Origin of the sequence: Pseudomonas sp. PDM09 (assembly GCF_014852305.1) — a bacterium.
Classification (GTDB): Bacteria; Pseudomonadota; Gammaproteobacteria; order Pseudomonadales; family Pseudomonadaceae; genus Aquipseudomonas.
This window is the reverse complement of the sequence record NZ_JACVBI010000001.1, coordinates 1-19,213: the sequence shown is the minus strand read 5'-3', so window position 1 is coordinate 19,213 and position 19,213 is coordinate 1. Positions and strand designations below refer to the sequence as shown.

General features: G+C 58.9%; 17 protein-coding genes. 8 read left to right on the top strand and 9 right to left on the bottom strand.

From position 1 onward, the window contains the following. Positions 1-204 precede the first annotated feature (204 nt). The 3 genes from prpC to IB250_RS00075 all read right to left on the bottom strand — a co-directional run bounded on the left by prpC (position 205) and on the right by IB250_RS00075 (position 3,117). A complete protein-coding gene (prpC, locus tag IB250_RS00085; protein WP_192342508.1) occupies positions 205-1,332 on the bottom strand; it encodes a 2-methylcitrate synthase in 1,128 nt (375 codons plus the stop codon). Between the two features lie 178 nt (positions 1,333-1,510). Beyond that, a complete protein-coding gene (gene prpB / locus IB250_RS00080) occupies positions 1,511-2,401 on the bottom strand; it encodes a methylisocitrate lyase (protein WP_007902093.1) in 891 nt (296 codons plus the stop codon). Beyond that, the gene (locus tag IB250_RS00075; RefSeq protein ID WP_177319500.1) at positions 2,398-3,117 is read right to left on the bottom strand and encodes a GntR family transcriptional regulator; all 720 of its coding nucleotides are present in this window, start codon (positions 3,115-3,117) and stop codon (positions 2,398-2,400) included. The genes prpB and IB250_RS00075 overlap by 4 nt, the downstream gene beginning before the upstream one ends. 301 nt (positions 3,118-3,418) lie before the next feature. Between IB250_RS00075 and IB250_RS00070 the strand changes: the two genes are divergently transcribed. The 4 genes from IB250_RS00070 to pabB all read left to right on the top strand — a co-directional run bounded on the left by IB250_RS00070 (position 3,419) and on the right by pabB (position 8,048). Then, positions 3,419-3,955, top strand: coding sequence for an ATP-dependent zinc protease (locus IB250_RS00070; RefSeq protein ID WP_007902103.1), 537 nt, complete (start codon positions 3,419-3,421; stop codon positions 3,953-3,955). A 5-nt stretch (positions 3,956-3,960) separates the two neighbouring features. After that, positions 3,961-5,496 (top strand): inactive transglutaminase family protein, encoded by a 1,536-nt coding sequence (locus IB250_RS00065; protein ID WP_192342507.1) that lies wholly within the window; start codon positions 3,961-3,963, stop codon positions 5,494-5,496. Further along, entirely contained in the window at positions 5,496-6,482 is a 987-nt protein-coding gene (locus IB250_RS00060; RefSeq protein WP_192342506.1) for an alpha-L-glutamate ligase-like protein, read from the top strand. The genes IB250_RS00065 and IB250_RS00060 overlap by 1 nt, the downstream gene beginning before the upstream one ends. Before the next feature lie 228 nt (positions 6,483-6,710). Further along, the gene (gene pabB, locus IB250_RS00055; protein ID WP_192342505.1) at positions 6,711-8,048 is read left to right on the top strand and encodes an aminodeoxychorismate synthase component I; all 1,338 of its coding nucleotides are present in this window, start codon (positions 6,711-6,713) and stop codon (positions 8,046-8,048) included. A 41-nt stretch (positions 8,049-8,089) separates the two neighbouring features. Here pabB and thrH read toward each other — a convergent pair whose 3' ends face one another. Further along, complete coding sequence (thrH, locus tag IB250_RS00050) at positions 8,090-8,707, bottom strand: bifunctional phosphoserine phosphatase/homoserine phosphotransferase ThrH (protein WP_008074130.1); 618 nt, start codon at positions 8,705-8,707, stop codon at positions 8,090-8,092. Between the two features lie 174 nt (positions 8,708-8,881). Here thrH and IB250_RS00045 point away from each other — a divergent pair, with 174 nt between their 5' ends. After that, positions 8,882-9,622: a phosphoadenylyl-sulfate reductase gene (locus tag IB250_RS00045; RefSeq protein ID WP_008074131.1), complete on the top strand. Its 741-nt coding sequence runs from the start codon at positions 8,882-8,884 to the stop codon at positions 9,620-9,622. A gap of 147 nt (positions 9,623-9,769) precedes the next feature. Here IB250_RS00045 and IB250_RS00040 read toward each other — a convergent pair whose 3' ends face one another. After that, a complete protein-coding gene (locus IB250_RS00040; protein ID WP_192342504.1) occupies positions 9,770-10,693 on the bottom strand; it encodes a LysR family transcriptional regulator in 924 nt (307 codons plus the stop codon). Positions 10,694-10,817: 124 nt separating this feature from the next. Here IB250_RS00040 and IB250_RS00035 point away from each other — a divergent pair, with 124 nt between their 5' ends. Next, positions 10,818-11,564, top strand: coding sequence for a 3-oxoacyl-ACP reductase family protein (locus IB250_RS00035; protein WP_123496375.1), 747 nt, complete (start codon positions 10,818-10,820; stop codon positions 11,562-11,564). A 111-nt stretch (positions 11,565-11,675) separates the two neighbouring features. Here the strand turns inward: IB250_RS00035 and IB250_RS00030 are convergent, their stop codons facing one another. Further along, positions 11,676-12,371 (bottom strand): HAD-IA family hydrolase, encoded by a 696-nt coding sequence (locus IB250_RS00030; RefSeq protein ID WP_192342503.1) that lies wholly within the window; start codon positions 12,369-12,371, stop codon positions 11,676-11,678. 262 nt (positions 12,372-12,633) lie between these two features. Here IB250_RS00030 and IB250_RS00025 point away from each other — a divergent pair, with 262 nt between their 5' ends. After that, complete coding sequence (locus IB250_RS00025) at positions 12,634-17,505, top strand: RHS repeat-associated core domain-containing protein (RefSeq protein ID WP_192342502.1); 4,872 nt, start codon at positions 12,634-12,636, stop codon at positions 17,503-17,505. Next, the gene (locus tag IB250_RS00020) at positions 17,502-17,927 is read left to right on the top strand and encodes a hypothetical protein (protein ID WP_192342501.1); all 426 of its coding nucleotides are present in this window, start codon (positions 17,502-17,504) and stop codon (positions 17,925-17,927) included. The genes IB250_RS00025 and IB250_RS00020 overlap by 4 nt, the downstream gene beginning before the upstream one ends. A gap of 129 nt (positions 17,928-18,056) precedes the next feature. Here IB250_RS00020 and IB250_RS00015 read toward each other — a convergent pair whose 3' ends face one another. From IB250_RS00015 to IB250_RS00005, 3 genes are all read right to left on the bottom strand, one after another. Continuing rightward, entirely contained in the window at positions 18,057-18,422 is a 366-nt protein-coding gene (locus IB250_RS00015; RefSeq protein ID WP_192342500.1) for a hypothetical protein, read from the bottom strand. Positions 18,423-18,506: 84 nt separating this feature from the next. Beyond that, positions 18,507-18,731, bottom strand: a complete 225-nt coding sequence (locus IB250_RS00010; protein WP_123360066.1) for a hypothetical protein — start codon at positions 18,729-18,731, stop codon at positions 18,507-18,509. Between the two features lie 108 nt (positions 18,732-18,839). Beyond that, positions 18,840-19,010, bottom strand: a complete 171-nt coding sequence (locus tag IB250_RS00005; protein ID WP_007902135.1) for a hypothetical protein — start codon at positions 19,008-19,010, stop codon at positions 18,840-18,842. Positions 19,011-19,213 lie beyond the last annotated feature (203 nt).

Genomic DNA, 19,213 nt, shown 5'->3' with positions numbered 1-19,213 from the left:
GTCAGGACTCGGTCACGGTGGTTTCAAAAGGTGGGGCCTGGCGCGGCTACTGAACTGAACCCAATCTAATGTGGGAGCGGGCTTGCTCGCGAAAGCGGAGTGTCAGTCGACATCAATGTTGGATGCCAGTCCGTCTTCGCGAGCAAGCCCGCTCCCACACTGGTTCCCGGTTCATTCAGTAACCAGCGCGGTAGCCCCCACCATTCAGCGTTGTTCGATTGGCACGAACTTGCGCTGTTCGACGCCGACGTATTCGGCGCTCGGGCGGATGATGCGGTTATTGGCGCGTTGTTCGAACACATGCGCCGCCCAGCCGGTCAGGCGCGAGCAGACGAAGATTGGCGTGAACAACTTCGTCGGAATGCCCATGAAGTGGTACGTCGACGCATGGTAGAAGTCGGCGTTCGGGAACAGTTTTTTCTGTTCCCACATGGTCTTGTCGATGGCTTCGGACACCGGGAACAGCACCGTGTCGCCCACTTCGTCAGAGAGCTTTTTCGACCAGGCCTTGATCACCTCGTTGCGCGGATCGTTGTCCTTATAGATCGCGTGGCCGAAGCCCATGATCTTGTCCTTGCGCGCAAGCATGTCGAGGGTGCCTTCGACGGCCTCTTCCGGCGACGAAAAGCGCTCGATCATTTCCATCGCCGCTTCGTTGGCGCCGCCGTGCAGCGGGCCGCGCAGGGAGCCGATGGCCGCCGTGATGCAGGAATACAGATCCGACAGCGTCGAGGCGCACACCCGGGCGGTGAAGGTCGAGGCGTTGAACTCGTGTTCGGCGTAGAGGATCAGCGAAACGTTCATCACCTTGACGTGCAACTCGCTCGGTTTCTTGTCGTGCAGCAGGTGCAGGAAATGGCCGCCGATGCAGGCTTCGTCGGTCACGCAATTGATACGTTTGCCGTCGTGACTGAAGCGATACCAGTAGCACATGATCGCCGGGAACGCGGCCAGCAAGCGGTCGGTTTTGTCGTGCTGCTCGGAGAAGTCCTGCTCCGGTTCGATGTTGCCCAGAAACGAGCAACCGGTGCGCATCACGTCCATCGGATGGGCGTCGGCGGGGATGCGTTCCAGCACTTCTTTGAGCGCTTGCGGCAGGTCGCGCAGCTTGCTCAGTTTCTCGGTGTAGGCAGCCAGTTGTGCCTTGGTCGGCAGTTCGCCGTACAGCAGCAGGTAAGCCACTTCTTCGAATTGTGCGTCTGCCGCCAGTTCGCGAACGTCATAGCCGCGATAGGTCAGGCCTGCGCCCGACTGGCCCACGGTGGACAGTGCGGTTTGCCCGGCCACCTGGCCACGGAGCCCGGCGCCACTGAGTACTTTTGCTTCGGCCATTGCTATCTCCAATTTTTTTGAATTTGTCAGGGAATCGGCAAATTGTGTTTCATCAGGTTCTTTGTGATGCCGAAAGATCGCAGCCTCGCTTCGCTCGACAGCTCCTACACCGCGTTCACAACAGCCCTGTAGGAGCTGTCGAGTGAAACGAGGCTGCGATCTTTTGATCTTTTGATCTTTATTTCTTCGCCGCAAACAACGCATCGAGCTTCTGCTCAAAGGTGTGGTAATCGATGCGATCGTAAAGCTCCATGCGCGTCTGCATGGTGTCGATCACGTTCTGTTGCGTGCCGTCGCGGCGGATCGCCGTGTAGACGTTTTCCGCAGCTTTGTTCATGGCGCGGAACGCCGACAGCGGGTACAGCACCAGCGACACGTCGGCAGCGGCGAGTTGCTCGGTGGTGTACAGCGGCGTCGCGCCGAATTCGGTGATGTTGGCCAGGATCGGCGCTTTCACGCGGCTGGCGAACAGTTTGTACATCTCAAGCTCGGTGATCGCTTCCGGGAACACCATGTCGGCGCCGGCTTCGATGCACGCCGCGGCGCGATCCAGCGCAGATTCAAGACCTTCCACCGCCAGCGCATCAGTGCGCGCCATGATCACGAAGCTGTCGTCGGTGCGGGCATCGACGGCCGCTTTGATGCGGTCGACCATTTCCTGCTGCGAGACGATCTCTTTATTAGGACGGTGACCGCAGCGCTTGGCGCCGACCTGGTCTTCGATGTGAATCGCCGCTGCGCCAAACTTGATCATCGACTTCACGGTACGGGCAACGTTGAACGCCGAGGAACCGAACCCGGTGTCCACGTCCACCAACAGTGGCAAGTCGCAGACGTCAGTGATGCGGCGCACGTCGGTCAGCACGTCATCCAGACCGGTAATCCCCAGGTCCGGCACGCCGAGGGAGCCGGCAGCCACCCCGCCACCCGACAGGTAAATAGCCTTGAAACCGGCGCGCTTGGCCAGCAATGCGTGGTTGGCGTTGATCGTGCCAACCACTTGCAGCGGATGTTCGCTGGCGACCGCATCGCGGAAACGCTGGCCTGGAGTGCTCTTGTTGGAACTCATGACTCACCTCGTTCAGTGGCTGTCGGGTTAGCGCCGTCCTGGTAGTGACGGGCGATATTGCGTTTGGAGGCGCCGATGTGACGGCGCATCAACAACTCGGCCAATTCACCGTCACGGTCGGCGATGGCATCGAGAATTCGGTGGTGTTCGGCAAACGCCTGGCGCGGCCGATTGGGCGTGGTGGAAAACTGGATGCGGTACATGCGCACCAGCTGATAGAGCTCACCGCAAAGCATCTGGGTCAGGGTGCGGTTGCCGCTGCCCTGGATGATCCGGTAATGAAAGTCGAAATCGCCTTCCTGCTGGTAGTAACCGACACCGGCCTGAAACGCCGCATCGCGCTCGTGTGTTTCGAGCACCCGGCGCAGTTCGTCGATTTCTTCGACCGTCATGCGTTCAGCCGCCAGACGGCACGCCATGCCTTCCAGGGATTCGCGAATTTCGTAGAGTTCCAGCAGTTCGGCGTGGCTCAGCGACACCACCCGCGCCCCGACGTGCGGCACGCGAACCAGCAGGCGCTGGCCTTCCAGACGGTGAATGGCCTCACGCAGCGGCCCGCGGCTAATGCCGTAGGTGCGCGCCAGCTCCGGCTCGGAGATCTTGCTGCCCGGGGCGATTTCGCCCTTGACGATGGCCGCCTGAATACGTCGGAAGACGTTTTCGGAAAGTGTTTCCGAGTCGTCCTGAATCGTGACCGGGGGATCGAGTTGATCCAGCATATTGTCGACACCTTGAAAACCAATGCCGCAAAAACTAGCGAATATGGCCGTTCACGTCAAAGGATAATTCGATATTGTCGACAATCGTCTAATAACCACGCTGCACCATAAGGAAGCAACACCTCAAGTTATAGCCGCCGGCCAGCGCTGGCGCCATAAACCCACCGTGCTAGAATGCCGCCCGCATTTGCTTGTCATCTGCATTGCCTGTCATAAAAAGCAGATAGGCATACGAGGGAGCTTGTGCAGCAATGCCAGGGCCTTGAATTGAAGAACGGACCGCTGCGCACCAGGATTTATGAGACTCAAGCCCTTCACCACATTCCTTTGTCTTTTTGGCCTGCCAGGTTTCGCCGCGGCCGGGGAAAAGACTGTGTACGGCCTCAATGAGTACGCTTCGCTGGACGGCATCAATCTGGAAGTCGCCGCCAAACTCGACACCGGGGCGAAAACCGCTTCGCTGAGTGCCCGCGACATCAAACGTTTCAAACGCAATGGCGAATCCTGGGTGCGCTTCTATCTGGCTATCGACGCCGCGCATTCGCACCCGATCGAACGACCGCTGGCCCGTGTCAGCAAGATCAAGCGCCGGGCCGGTGACTACGACCCGGAAGAAGGCAAAAAGTACACCGCCCGTCCGGTCATCGAGCTGGATATCTGCATGGGTTCGGCTTTACGCAGCATCGAAGTGAACTTGACCGACCGCAGTGCCTTCCAATACCCGCTCCTGATCGGCTCCGAAGCGCTCAAACGCTTCGATGCGCTGGTCGATCCCAGTCTTAAATACGCTGCTGGCAAACCCGCCTGCGCCACCGACGCACATACCGCAGAGTAATTCCAATGCGCTCTCTTACCCTCCATCTGAAACTGCTGATCGCCATCCTGGTGGTGCTGGGCATTTCAGTTACGGCCTATCAGATTTTCGTGCTCGGAATTCCGGTGACCGAAGACGCTACCGACGACTTGTGGAACATCGACGCCAAGGTCGAGTTCGTCGCCAATGCCAAGGATCCGATCAAGATTCAGATGTTCGTGCCACCGCTGAGCCGCGACTACGTGAGCCTCAACGAGAGTTTCATTTCCAATAATTACGGCGTGGCGGTGAACCGTGTCGACGGCAACCGCAAGGTCACCTGGTCGGCGCGCCGCGCCAAGGGCAACCAGACCCTTTATTACCGACTGGTGCTGACCAAGCGCTACAGCGGCGAAAAATCCAAGGTCAAAGGCCCGACCTTCCGCGACAGCATCGCCGTCGAAGGCCCGGAAAAAATCGCCGCCGAAGCCCTGCTCGCGCCGATCCGCCAACACTCGGCAGACGTTGAAACCTTCATCGGCGAAGCCATCAAGCGCGTCAACAACCTTAACGACGACAACGTGAAACTGCTGCTGGGCGGCGATCCGTCCACCGCGAACAAAGCCAAAATCGTCGAGTTGGTACTGTCCATCGCCCACGTGCCGATCGAAAAGGTCCACACCGTCCGCCTGGTGGCCGATCAACCACAGATGCCTGAACTCTGGTTGCGCAGCTTCAACGGCACCGACTGGCTGTACTTCAACCCGGAAACCGGCGAACAGGGCCTGCCCACCGACCGCTTGCAGTGGTGGACCGGCGATGAAAACCTGATCACCGTCGATGGCGGCAAAAAAGCCACCGTCACCTTCAGCCTGAACAACAGCGAAATGAACGCCATTCGCCTGGCCAAGCTGACCGACGAAAACTCCGACGCCAATTTCCTCGAATACTCGCTGTACGGCTTGCCGCTGCAAACCCAGCAGACGTTCATGATCATGGTGATGATCCCGATCGGCGTGCTGGTGATCCTGATTCTGCGCAACCTGATTGGCATTCAGACACTCGGCACCTTTACCCCGGTGCTGATCGCCCTCGCCTTCCGGGAAACCCAGCTCGGTTTCGGCATCGTGCTATTTACGATCATCACGACATTGGGCCTGTCGCTTCGCTCCTACCTTGAACATTTGAAGCTGCAAATGCTGCCGAGGCTATCGGTGGTGCTGACCTTCGTGGTGGTGCTGATCGCGGCGATCAGCCTATTCAGCCACAAACTCGGCCTGGAACGCGGCTTGTCGGTGGCGCTGTTCCCGATGGTGATTCTGACCATGACCATCGAACGCCTGTCGATCACTTGGGAAGAGCGCGGGGGCGGCCATGCCATGAAAGTGGCGATCGGTACCCTGTTCGCCGCCTCTTTGGCGCACCTGATCATGAGCGTGCCTGAGCTGGTGTACTTCGTGTTCACCTTCCCGGCGATCCTGCTGATTCTGGTGGGCTTCATGCTGGCGATGGGTCGCTATCGCGGTTACCGCCTGACCGAACTGGTGCGCTTCAAGGCTTTCCTCAAGAAGGCTGACGCCTGATGTTCGGTCTCTGGAAAACCTGGAAAGCCCTGGAGGCCCGGGGCATCATGGGGATCAATCGGCGCAACGCAGACTACGTGCTCAAGTACAACAAGCGCAGCCTGTACCCGATCGTCGATGACAAGATCATCACCAAGGAGCGCGCCATCGCCGCCGGCATCCACGTGCCGGAGCTGTACGGGGTGATCTCCACCGAGAAAGAAATCGACAACCTCAGCGAGATCATCGGCGGGCGCACCGATTTCGTGGTCAAACCGGCCCAGGGCGCCGGCGGTGACGGCATTCTGGTGATTGCCGACCGCTTCGAGGGTCGCTATCGCACGGTGTCGGGCAAGATCATCAGTCACGAGGAAATCGAGCATCAGATTTCCAGCATCCTGACCGGCCTGTATTCGCTCGGCGGTCACCGCGACCGCGCGCTGATCGAATACCGCGTGACCCCGGACCAGATCTTCAAAAGCATCAGCTATGAAGGTGTGCCGGACATTCGCATCATCGTGCTGATGGGCTATCCGGTGATGGCCATGTTGCGCCTGCCGACTCGCCAGTCCGGCGGCAAGGCCAACCTGCACCAGGGCGCCATCGGCGTCGGTGTCGATCTGGCCACAGGCCTGACATTGCGCGGCACCTGGCTGAACAACATCATCAACAAACACCCGGACACCACCAACGCAGTGGACGGCGTGCAACTGCCCTACTGGGACGGTTTCATGAAGCTCGCGGCCGGCTGCCATGAGCTGTGCGGGCTGGGTTACATCGGTGTCGACATGGTGCTCGACCAGGAAAAAGGGCCGTTGATTCTTGAGCTTAACGCCCGGCCCGGGTTGAACATTCAGATCGCCAACGACTGCGGGTTGACGTTGCGTACCCACGCGGTCGAAGCACGGCTGGAAGAATTGAAGGCTCGCGGGGTTGTTGAGACGGTTCAGGAGCGGGTTGAGTTTGTTCAGGAAATGTTTGGGCATATTCCAGCGGTTGAGGGCTGATCCCTTACACTGATCGTTCCCACGCTCTGCGTGGGAATGCATCCCGTGGCGCTCCGCGTCACAGGCGGACGCAGAGCGTCCGTGGCGGCATTACCACGCGGAGCGTGGGAACGATCAACAGCCCTCAACCCTGTCGCCAACCTGCCAATCCCCGACATACCCTCTAGGAGCAAATCCCGCAGAGGACTACAATCGCTCCCCCGCCTCGATGGCTGATCTGCCCTGCCCATGCTGACCTGTTCCGTACACCCGCTGCCCTATCGCGCCAACCCCGCCGAATACTTCGCGGCGATTCGTCATGCCCCCGGTGCCGTGCTGCTCGACAGCGGCCGGCCGAGCGCCGAGCGTGGGCGCTTTGACCTGCTCAGCGCCTGGCCGCTGGAACAACTGGCTGTGTTACCGGATGAAAGCGGCAGCCATTTCCTGCAACGCCTTCGCGACACTCTGAAGCGACTCGGTAAAGCCTCTGCTCCTTTCGACCTGCCTTTCGCCGGTGGCCTGATCGGTTATCTGAGCTATGACTTCGGCCGGCATCTGGAAAACCTGCCGAGCCAGGCACGGGACGATCTGCAATTGCCCGACGCACGTTTCGGGCTGTACGACTGGGCTCTGATCAGTGATCACCACCTGGCCACCAGCCAACTGGTGTTCCACCCGGCGCTGATCGACAGCGAGCGGCAGCGGCTGCTCGAATTGTTCACGCAACCTGCACCTCAGAAAATCGAGCCTTTCAAACTGGACAGCCCGATGAGCGCCGACCTGAGCGCCGACGACTATCGACAAGCCTTCGAACGCATTCAACAGTACATTCAGGCCGGCGACTGCTATCAGGTCAACTTCGCCCAGCGCTTTCGTGCGCAATGCCAGGGCGATCCATGGGCCGCGTACTGCGCGCTGCGGGCGGCGTGCCCGACACCTTTTTCCGGTTTCCAGAGCCTGCCCGACGGCGACGCCGTGCTGAGCCTGTCGCCGGAGCGTTTCGTCAAAGTCAGCGAACGCCACGTCGAAACCCGCCCGATCAAAGGCACCCGCCCCCGCGGCCTGACTGCAGTTGAAGATACGGCGAACGCCGCCGAACTGCTGGCCAGCCCCAAGGACCGCGCGGAAAACCTGATGATCGTCGATTTGCTGCGCAACGACCTCGGCCGTACCTGCCGCATCGGCTCGGTGCGGGTGCCGGAGTTGTTCAGCCTGGAAAGCTATCCGAACGTGCATCACCTGGTGAGCAGCGTTACCGGCGAGCTTGCGGATAACAAGGATGCGCTGGATTTGATCGCTGGCAGCTTCCCCGGCGGCTCGATTACCGGAGCGCCAAAGATTCGCGCGATGCAGATCATCGATGAGCTAGAGCCGACCCGTCGTGGATTGTATTGCGGTTCATTGCTGTACCTGGACGTGCGCGGCGAGATGGACAGCTCCATCGCCATCCGTAGTTTACTGGTCAAGGATGGACAGGTGTGCTGCTGGGGTGGCGGCGGAATCGTCGCGGATTCGGACTGGCAGGCGGAATATCAGGAATCGATAACCAAGGTGAAGGTGCTGCTCGATACACTGCAAAACCTTTAAAAGCATCGCGGGCAAGCCCGCGATGGGGCCATCCCTGACAACTACAAACTCAACGCCCGATTCGAAGCCTTGATGAACTCCTGCTTCAACTCCGCAAAGCTGTGCACCGCCGGGAACTGTGGAAACTCGCGAATCACATTGTCCGGCGCATGGAACAGAATCCCGGCATCCGCCTCGCCCAGCATCGTCGTGTCGTTGTAGGAATCCCCTGCCGCAATCACCCGGTAGTAGAGGCTCTTGAAGGCCAATACCGACTGACGCTTTGGATCTTTCTGACGCAACTGATAGCCCGTGACCCGACCGGCATCGTCGGTAATCAGACGATGACAAAGCAAGGTCGGGAAGCCCAGTTGACGCATCAGCGGTTGGGAGAATTCGTAAAAAGTGTCCGACAGAATCACCACTTGAAAGCGCTCACGCAGCCAGTCGACGAATTCGCTGGCGCCTTCCAGAGGCTTGAGCGTGGCGATCACTTCCTGGATGTCGGAAAGCTTCAGGCCGTGCTCGTCGAGAATCCGCAGGCGCTGCTTCATCAACACGTCGTAGTCGGGAATGTCCCGAGTGGTGGCCCTGAGGGAGTCAATCCCGGTTTTTTCGGCAAAGGCGATCCAGATTTCCGGGACCAGCACACCTTCAAGATCCAGACAGGCAATTTCCACAAGACACTCCCATTTTGTACTGTTTATAGAGTCGAGCGAGCAAAAGGACTGCCGAACTCTAGCGGCTCGCCTTCCTCTGTGCAACGCAGAGGGCGCACCAGCCGCCGCAGGATTTTGTTACCATCAGGCATATATAGAGCGCCCAGCGCCACCGACCTGTAGGAAGCCGCCCTGATGAGCCCATCGTTCGATGTCGTGGAACTCGCCACGACCTATGCCAACAAATCCGCCCAGGACATCCTGAAACTCGCGTTCGCTGAGTTCGGCGATGACCTGTGGATATCTTTCAGCGGCGCCGAGGATGTGGTGCTGGTGGACATGGCCTGGAAGCTGAACAAGAACGTCAAGGTGTTCAGCCTCGACACCGGTCGCTTGCACCCCGAGACCTACCGCTTCATCGAGCAGGTGCGCGAGCACTATAAGATCGATATCGAAGTGGTATCACCGGACTACACCAAGCTCGAACCTTTCGTGAAGGAAAAAGGCCTGTTCAGTTTCTACAAGGACGGTCATGGCGAGTGCTGCGGCATCCGCAAGATCGAGCCGTTGCGTCGCAAGCTCTCAGGCGTGACCGCCTGGGCCACCGGCCAGCGTCGGGACCAGAGCCCGGGCACCCGCAGCGCGGTCGCGGTGCTGGAAATCGATACCGCGTTCTCCACCCCGGAACGCACGCTGTACAAATTCAACCCGCTGGCGCAAATGACCAGCGAGGAGATCTGGGGCTACATTCGCATGCTGGAGCTGCCGTACAACAGCCTGCATGAGCGCGGCTTCATCAGCATCGGCTGCGAGCCTTGCACCCGTCCGGTGTTGCCGAACCAGCATGAGCGCGAAGGTCGTTGGTGGTGGGAAGAAGCCACGCAGAAAGAATGCGGGCTGCATGCCGGGAACATCATCAGCAAATCCAAGGCTTAAAAATCACAGTCTTAAACCGCGTTATCGTTCATCGCGGGCAAGCCTCGCTCCCACAGGTTTTGTGTCGTTTACATCATTACGATACGACTCAAAACCCTGTGGGAGCGGGCTTGCTCGCGAAGGCCGCACCTCGGTTCTAAATCAGACTCACAGAGCACTGAACCGCTGCCCCAACCCCTGCTGCGAAAACTGCTCAATAATGAAATCGACAAACACCCGGGTCTTGCCCGGCAGCAGTTTGTGCTCGGCGTAATAAATGGAGATGTTGCCGTCGTCGACGTACCAGTCAGGCAACACCCGCTGCAACGTCCCCGCCTCCAGATAACCCACGGCAAACGGCATGCTCACCAACGCAATGCCCAACCCCTGAGCCGCCGTGGCGCAGGCGGCTTCCGAATCGCTCATGGTCATCCGCGCCTTGAGCGTCAGCGGGCTGTGTTGCCGGGCGCGACTGGTCAACTGCCAGGAACGCACGCGTCCCGTCTGCGGCGAGCGTATCAAGATGCCGTCGTGGTATTTGAGGTCGTCGGGGTCGACGATCGCCTCGTGCTTCGCGAGGTACTCGGCTGAAGCCACCAACACCCGATGGGCGGGCGTCAGCTTGCGCGCCACTACGCCCTGCGGCAGTTCGAATCCACCACCAATCGCCGCATCGAATCCCTGGCCGATCAGGTCGACCTGACGGTTATCGAAATGCCAGTCCGGGTTGATCGCCGGAAAACGCCGTAGAAACTCGCCCAGCAACGGCACGATGTACAAGCGCCCGAACACTGTGCCCATGCTGACTTTCAATGTGCCGGCGGGACGTCCTTCGGCGCTGGCCAGGTTGGCCACGGCATTCTGGATCGTGTGCAGGCTGGCGCTGACTTCGCCGAGAAACAGCTGACCGGCCTCAGTCAGCGTCAGGCTGCGCGTGCTGCGCTGGAAAAGCCGCACACCCAGTCGCGCCTCCAGCTTGGCAACGCTCTTGCCCACCGCCGCCGGTGTCAGGCTCAAGCGCCGCGCCGCTTCGGCGAAGCTGCCAACCTCGGCGCTACGCACGAAGCATTCGATACTGCTGAAGGTTTCCATAAGCGTCACTATAAACTTCTGGTTTACACAGACTATAGCAATGACGGTCTACCCGCGAAGTAGTGCGAAGCCGATACTCGACTCCAACAACAAGGCAGCCCGCCTTGAATTTCTGGAGATCGACATGACCACTCAACACCTCAGCGGTAAAGTAGCTCTGATTCAAGGCGGTTCACGCGGCATCGGTGCTGCCATCGTCAAACGCCTGGCCGCCGAAGGCGCTACCGTCGCCTTCACTTACGTCAGCTCTACCGCAAAAGCCGAAGAGCTGCAAAACAGCATCACCAGCGCAGGCGGCAAAGCCTTGGCCATCAAGGCCGACAGCGCCGATGCCGTCGCGATTCGCAATGCCGTTAAGGTCACCGTCGAAGCCTTCGGTGGCCTGGACATCCTGGTCAACAACGCAGGCGTTCTGGCCATCGCACCGCTGGAAGACTTCAAACTCGAAGACTTCGACCAGACCCTGGCGATCAATGTGCGCAGTGTATTCATCGCCACCCAGGAAGCGGCCAAGCATATGACCGAAGGCGGTCGCATCATCAACATTGGCAGCACCAATGCCGAGCGCATGCCCTTCGCCGGTGGTGGCCCGTACGCCATGAGCAAATCGGCGCTGGTCGGCTTGACCAAAGGCCTTGCCCGCGACCTCGGCCCACGGGGTATCACCATCAACAACGTGCAACCGGGCCCGGTCGACACCGACATGAACCCCGCCAGCGGCGACTTTGCTGAAAGCCTGATCCCGCTGATGGCCGTGGGTCGTTACGGCAAAGTGGAAGAAATCGCCAGCTTCGTCGCTTATCTTGTCGGTCCCGAAGCCGGCTACATCACCGGTGCCAGCCTGACCATCGACGGCGGTTTCGGCGCCTGATACAGGTCACTGTGGGAGCGGGCTTGCTCGCGAAGGCGTCGTATCAGTCGACATTGATGTTGCCTGACACTCCCTCTTCGCGAGCAAGCCCGCTCCCACATCAGATAGGTGTTAAGCCCACTCAAGTGCCGGCAGGCCACATGCGCTGGGCTTGAACGCCTTCAATGTACGAAGAATGCCATCGGCGTGTGCGTACTTTTCGTCGGCCATCGCCGCATCCGGGATCGCAATCGCCGTCATCCCCGCCGCTTTCGCCGCCGTGACACCGAACGGCGAATCCTCGAACACCAGGCAATCCTCAGGCGCGACACCCAGGCGCCGCGCCGCCGTCAGGAAGATATCCGGCGCCGGTTTGGCCGCGCCCACTTCCGGGTCATCCGCGGTGACGATGAAGTCGAACAGCGCAAACCAGTCGCGGTGCAAGGTGGTTTTCTGGGCGAACGACTGACGTGAAGAACTGGTGCCCACCGCAATAGGAATGTTGTTGGCCTTCAAGTGCCGAACCAGCTCCTCTGCGCCAGGCATCGCCAGCGCCGTCGGAAAACGCTCGCGCATCAGCGGTTCGCGGATCACCAGAAACTCTTCGGCTGTAATTGGCAGGTCCAGCGCCTCGACCACATAGCGCGCCAGATCACCCGCGCCACGACCGATGATGTTCTGTTTGACGCTCCAGTCGAAGGTCCGGCCATAACGCCCGGCAATAATGGACGTGACCTCGGTGTAAATGCCCTCGGTGTCCAGCAGCAAGCCGTCCATGTCGAAAATCACGGCCTTGATCGGGCCGAACTCATCCAAGGGTGCATTCATCGCATCTGATCCGTTTTCTCATGACATCCCAGGAGCGGCTAAGGCACGCCGGGTCCGTGATGGATTAAAGGGTTCAGCAGCATAGCGAGCGCGGTTGGCAGAGAGCAACGGGCAATGCCTGGCGGACACAAAAAACTGTGTCGGGACGCCCGCGATGATTTAGCGATTTCCCCTACACCAAACACCTCTTTTCCCGACTTCTTTTCTCGTTGATCCCCCGCAAAGTCCTGCGCTCCAGATTAATCAGCGCGAGGGACTGCGAATGTTCGAACCTGACAAGGTCCTGGCCTTGAACAATGCCATCGGCTTGCTGGTGGTCGCCGCCATGAACCCCGAGCAGCCGGACGTCGAAGCGTTGCTCGGTGATTTTCGACTCTGCCTCAACGACTACGAGCCCTGGGCGGAAAACTTCTGGACCGGTGGGGCACTGGATGTCGAGCAGGTGTTCAAGGTCGGTAACGAAGTCCGGCTCAGCGCCCCGAAGGACTCCACTACCCCTGTCAGTTCAACGCTCGCCATGTGCCCCGCCAGCGGTCCGTTGACCCTGGTTCATATGTTTGAGGCCGCGCGTTTCGTGCCGATCGGCGATACGCCGGTGATGCTCGAACCGGTTATCTCGCAGCGTAATGGTGAACTGACGTTCGGTGAGCCCGTCCACGAAACCATCGGCCCCAGCGGCATCCTCGAAATCCCCGACTGCTGGCGCGGCCAGCGTTATCGCATCACCTTCTTTCCCACTGTTTGCGCTGATCACGTCAAAGCGCTCTATGCCTCCTATCAAGTCGTGATCAGCGAGCTGGAAGGCTGGTTGCGCAATGAATGGTCGAGCGAATTCGAGCCTTTATGGGCAGGCTTCTCCGAGGCAACCTTCACTCAGCGCTACGGCCTGCTGCAACAGGCCGACTGGCGCGGCCTTGAGCGTGCGCTGCAGGGTTTGTGGGATGACGTGAAGCAGGTCTACGCCCTGGTGGCAGATCTGCAAGCCAACAGCGAAAAACTCCTTGAGTACCTGACCCAAAGCGAGCTCGAGACGCTGCTGAATGCCTCGGCAGAAGCCATCGCCAATGTGTTGCTGATGTTGAGCGATGAGCCATTGATGTTCATACATCTCGCGGCCTTTACCAGTTGGCTGAGGATGCTGCCGCCGCAGTACGTCGCCGAAGTCGTGGCGCAAATTCGTACAGAACTGTTGATCAGTTTCCTGCTGGTGCGCCTCACCGGCCCTACGGGCCTGACGCTCGGCATGAGCGCCAAAGTACTGGACAAGATCAAGTCCCGGCAGGCGCGACAGTGGTTGGCGGCGGCCAGTTTGCGCCTGGCCGAACTAACGGCCAAATCTGACCTGACAGCCCACGCTGGCGTGCTCAAACCGCTCGTGGTCAGCGCGCGGAATGCACCACTGAAACCGGCGCCGACAGTTCCGCTACAGATCAGCGCCGGCGACTCACCGGTTGTGCAGGTGAACAATCCAGTCGCCATCGCTCGCGACAAGTCCAACGCCATGACCCGGCTGGGGCGTCACGAACCTCACGACGATGCATCGAGTCAGGCGAAAAACCCCAACGGCGACAGCACCGATTGCGCGGCACTGACCTGTACCAGCGGCTGCCCGGTGTCGATGGTCACCGGTGAAGAGCTGCTGACCCTCACCGACGGTTCGCTGGATGGGCTTCTGCCGTTTGCCTTTACCCGGTTGTATCGCACCAGCGCGGTGGAGATCGATTGTGGGCTGGGCTGGGGCTGGAGCCATTCGCTGGCACAGCGGTTGGAGCTGGACGATGAACAGGTCGTCTGGATCGACCATGAAAACCGTCGCACCACCTTTCCGTTGCCGAGCGTCGAGCGCCCGACGATTCATAACAGCCTGTCGCGGGCAGCGATTTACCTTGGGAATGAGTCGCAAGAGTTGATTCTCGCGTTGGCCGGCGAGACGAGCCGGTTCTATCACTTTCGAGAGGGTCGTCTGACGGCGATCAGTGATGCCTACAACAACCGCCTCCACATCACTCGCGACCGTCAGGATCGCATTCAACGCCTCGATAACGGCGCCGGTCGTTCCCTGCTGTTGCGCTACGAGCGCAGGCACCTCGTCGCCATTGAATATCAGTCGTTTCATCCCACCGATGCCGTGGGTGAAGCCTGGCATACAGAGCAGACGCTGGTTTTCTATCGCTACGACGCCCGCCAACGCTTGATCGAAGCGACCAATGCCGCCGGTGAAAGCGAGCGTTACGATTACGACGACCAGCACGTGATTCTGCAGCGGCAACTGGCCGGTGGCGCGAGTTTCTTCTGGGAGTGGGAAAGGTCTGGCAAGGCCGCGCGATGCGTGCGGCATTGGGCGTCGTTTTCCCAGATGGACACGCGTTATGTCTGGGACGACCAGGGCGGCGTCACCGTCCAGAACATCGATGGCAGCCAAGAGGTTTATGTCCACGATGATCGGGCGCGGCTGGTGCGCCGGGTCGAGCTGGATGGCGGCGAACACCTTAAGGCCTATGACGACAATGGCCGTTTGGTAGCCGAACAGGATCCGCTCGGGGCGATCACTGAATACCGTTACGACGAAGTCGGACGGTTGGTCGCGCTGGTTCCGCCGCAAGACGAGCCAACATTCTACGAATACCGCAATGGTTTCCTGCACGCGCGCTATCGCGGCAAAGCGGTGTGGAAGTATCAACGCAATGCCCAGGGGGATGTTACCGAAGCCACCGATCCGGACGGCCAGGTCACTCACTACCACCACGACGCTCAGGGGCGTTTGCTGTCGATCCGCTTCCCGGACAACAGCCGGCATGTCTTCATCTGGAACGGGCTGGGACAATTACTCGAAGAGACCTTGCCGGACGGCAGTCAGCGGCGCTTTTCCTATGATGCGCTAGGCCGACAGACGACCCGTCAGGACGAACACGGTGCGCTCACCCGGTACCAATGGGATGTCGTCGGGCGACTGGTTCAGACGACCCGTCCCACCGGCGCCAGTCGCGCCTTCAGTTACAACGCCTATGGCAAGATCACCGCCGAGCGCGATGAACTGGGCCGCATCACTCGCTACGAATATGCCGACGATTTGCACCTGGTCAGCCGTCGGATCAACCCCGATGGCACGCAACTGCGTTATCGCTACGATAACGCGCAGCTGCTGCTCACTGAGATCGAAAACGAAGCTGGCGAACACTATCGCCTGGACTACACGCCCAACGGCCTGATCCGGCAAGAAACCGGCTTCGACGGCCGCCGCACCGCTTACAGCTACGATCTCAACGGCCACCTGCAGGAGAAAACCGAGTTCGGTGATGACGACTCGCAGTTGATCACTGGCTATCAGCGGGACTCGGCTGGACGTCTGTTGGTCAAGACCCTGCCCGATGGCATCCAGGTTCGATATCGCTACGACTCACTGGGCCGACTGCTTAGTGTCGATGATGGCCACGACCATCCGCTGGAATTCGAGTACGACGCCCGGGATCGGCTGATCACCGAGCACCAGGGTTGGGGCACCTTGCGTTATCGCTACGACGGCTGCGGCCGACTTAACCACCTGCGCCTGCCGGACAACAGCAAACTCGATTATCACCACGCCAAGGGTGGCGCGCTGACGGCCATTGACCTCAATGGCACACGACTCACCACCCACCAGTTTGCATTCGGCCGCGAGCAGCAACGCCAACAAGGTCAGCTCACCAGCGAATACTCCTACGACGATCAAGGCCGACTGAAAGCGCATGCCGTCAGCCAACAGCAACAAGCGCTCTACCGTCGCGACTATGCCTACAGCCCCAGCGGCAATCTCGACCATATTGCCGACACCCGCCATGGCCAACGCAGCTACCAGTACAACTCGCTCGATCGACTGATCCGCGTCCGCCACTCTCGCGACGACCTACCGGAAAGCTTCGCCCACGACCCGGCCGGCAACCTGCTGATGCAGGACCGGCCCGGACCGGCCACCGTCAAAGGCAACCGCCTGTTGATGCAGGGCGACTGCCACTTCGATTACGACGCCTTCGGCAATCTGATCCGCGAACGCCGCGGCACCGCGCAAAAACTCGTCACCGAGTACCGCTACGACGGCCAGCACCGGCTGATCGGTGTCACCCTGCCGGATGGTCGTTGCGTGAGTTATCGCTACGACGCCTTCGGTCGCCGCATCAGCAAATCCGTCGACGGCAAAACCACCGAGTTCTTCTGGCAAGGCGACCACCTCGTCGCCGAACACAGCCAGGATCACCATCGCAGCTATATCTACGAACCGGGCAGCTTCCGCCCACTGGCCATGCTCGACGGCAAAGGCCCGCGCCAGGCCTGCCCGTTCTACTACCAACTTGACCACCTCGGCACACCGCAAGAACTCACCGACTACAGCGGCGACATCATCTGGGCCGCCCGATACACCGCCTATGGCCGCCTCACCCGCCTCAACCGCGACACCCACCAGGTCCTCGATCAGCCGCTGCGCTTTCAAGGCCAGTATTTCGACGCGGAAACCGGCCTGCATTACAACCGGCACCGCTACTACAATCCGGACATCGGACGGTACCTGACACCGGACCCGAGCAAGTTGGCGGGTGGGTTAAACGGGTATCAGTACACGCGCAATCCCACGGGTTGGGTTGACCCGTTGGGATTGAGTGATTGTCCTGGAGGGGATGGGTGTAAGAAGCCGTCGTTTGGGGATGAAGATCCGGGTAAGGTGGGGGTTGATGAGGGGGAACCCGGAACCCCAAATCCAAAACAAGAGAACTATTATTTATACCGTGGTGACGACCGAGAACCATGGGAAATTTTTGAGGCAGGATTTGAGCCCTTGGGAGACAGTACAGATCTGTTTCTGCATGCATCAGATAACAGAAGCCCTCCCAGTTATTTTGTCAGCACTACGACAAACGAAAAAGAGGCAAAAAAGTTTGCCACAGGCTACGGTCTTGCCGACGGCTATATATATGTTCTGAAAAACATTCGCGGCATCGATGTAAATAAAGAACTGGGCATGATGTCACCACATCGGCGTGAGGCTGAGATAGCAATCCCAGGAGGAATAAAAAATCACGACATTGTGGGCGCCACCCCCGTCTATGATGATGGTAGCTATAAGGGCTACTCGATACCCAACCCTTTCAGGAAGCAACCATGAAAACAATAGAGATTTTAATAAACAATCATGGCGTCATAGAAAGGGCCACAATCGAATGCGATAGAAAAAAACCGACACTCACATTCACGATGCAAAGTGGATTAAAAAAAATTTATACAGCCTCTGACCTTTACGTATGCTTTGGCATGTTAAGAGCCGACCATCCCGAGATAAAATTCTTGTGCAAAGGCGCCAAATTAAATGTTCATCCTTCACGAATGTCATCCCAAATGTCTAGCGGCTTGGTCGCATACGAACTTAAACTTGGAAAACCTAGCGAAGAAGAGGACATAGTACGAATTTTCGACTACGAAGACAAAAATATTACTAGCAATATTGAAGAGCAAAGAACCTTCTATAAAAACTGGGTCGAGTCATTAATTATTAAAATGCAAAAAAAACCTGAAGATAATCCTCAATAAAACAACCAACAATATAGAATCATGAACTCACGCAAGACGCTGATTGCGCAAAGCGTCAAGCATTAGTTACGTCTGTGCAAAACACCCAAAGCCCAGCTCGACGCTGGGCTCAGTTCTAAACAGTCTGACTCAGCCGCCAGAACCACCGACCTTACCTCCACTTCCTGCTCCGTCAGCGGTCTCATTTATCTCAAAATCACCTGACTCTCCAGACCCACTTCCAGAACCACTCCCCATCGAACTTCCACCGCTCATCGACCCACTTCCCTCCCCCGGGCTGGTGCTACTCCCGTTGGCATCACCACCATTCCCACCACCAATGGTGTCCGGTGGTGGCACCTTCCCATCCGAGGCGCCCGCATTCATTTCCGAATATGGCGGCATCCCGCCCTTGTCGACCGGCGCATCGCGGCCAGAAGATTGAGCAAACACCGCCAATGAACTGATCGACAATAAGCCGACCACCGTCAGGGTCGTCAGTTTTGACCTGATCATGGCGCACCTCCTTTAAAGAGTGCTTTACCTGATGTTTAAAGGTGCCGCGCAATCGACGAGCGGCGATGGATCGCTGCGCAGGTTTCAGCTCGGTTCTCCCGATAGATCGTCACCGGCAATGTCCGGGTCATCGGGATTGGCTTCCACATCCCCGCGCTTCACATCATCGGTATCGGTGGGCACCTGCTCCACGCCGGTGTCGTCATCGTCGGGCGGGCGCTGATCGCGACTCAGGGAGTCGGTGGGTGAAGGCAGCGGATATTCGGGGGTATCGTCGTCGATATCGGAGTCTTTTGGATCAGCGTTCATAACGCACCTCTCAATGGACCTGAAAAGCAGATCCTGATATTTCGAGGACAACACGATAGATGCGGTTCGATCAGAAGGACGATCGGTCGGCCGGACCGCTAGGCACGATCACTCGTCGTCTTCCTCGTCGTATTCGTCGTATTCGCAATTGCCCACATCGCCTGCGTCATCGGCATCGTTGAGCGGCACCGTGGCGTCGTCCATCAGAGACCCCGGATCTTCGTTGCCAGGATCATTGATCGGACCTTCATCTTCCATGCCTTCGGTTTCCGGAGTCATGACATGCCTCACAACGTTCAGGGGTGTATAAAGTTCGAGGCGTCCTACGGGCAAACGTTCCAGAGTCCTGGTGACAGATCGAGTAGGAGGCGGCTTCACAGCCGCCGTCCTCTCACACCACCGTACGTACGGATCCGTATACGGCGGTTCAAGTTATGCGATTAAGCCGAGTTATCGTATCCAGTATTGAGACCAGTCCAAGC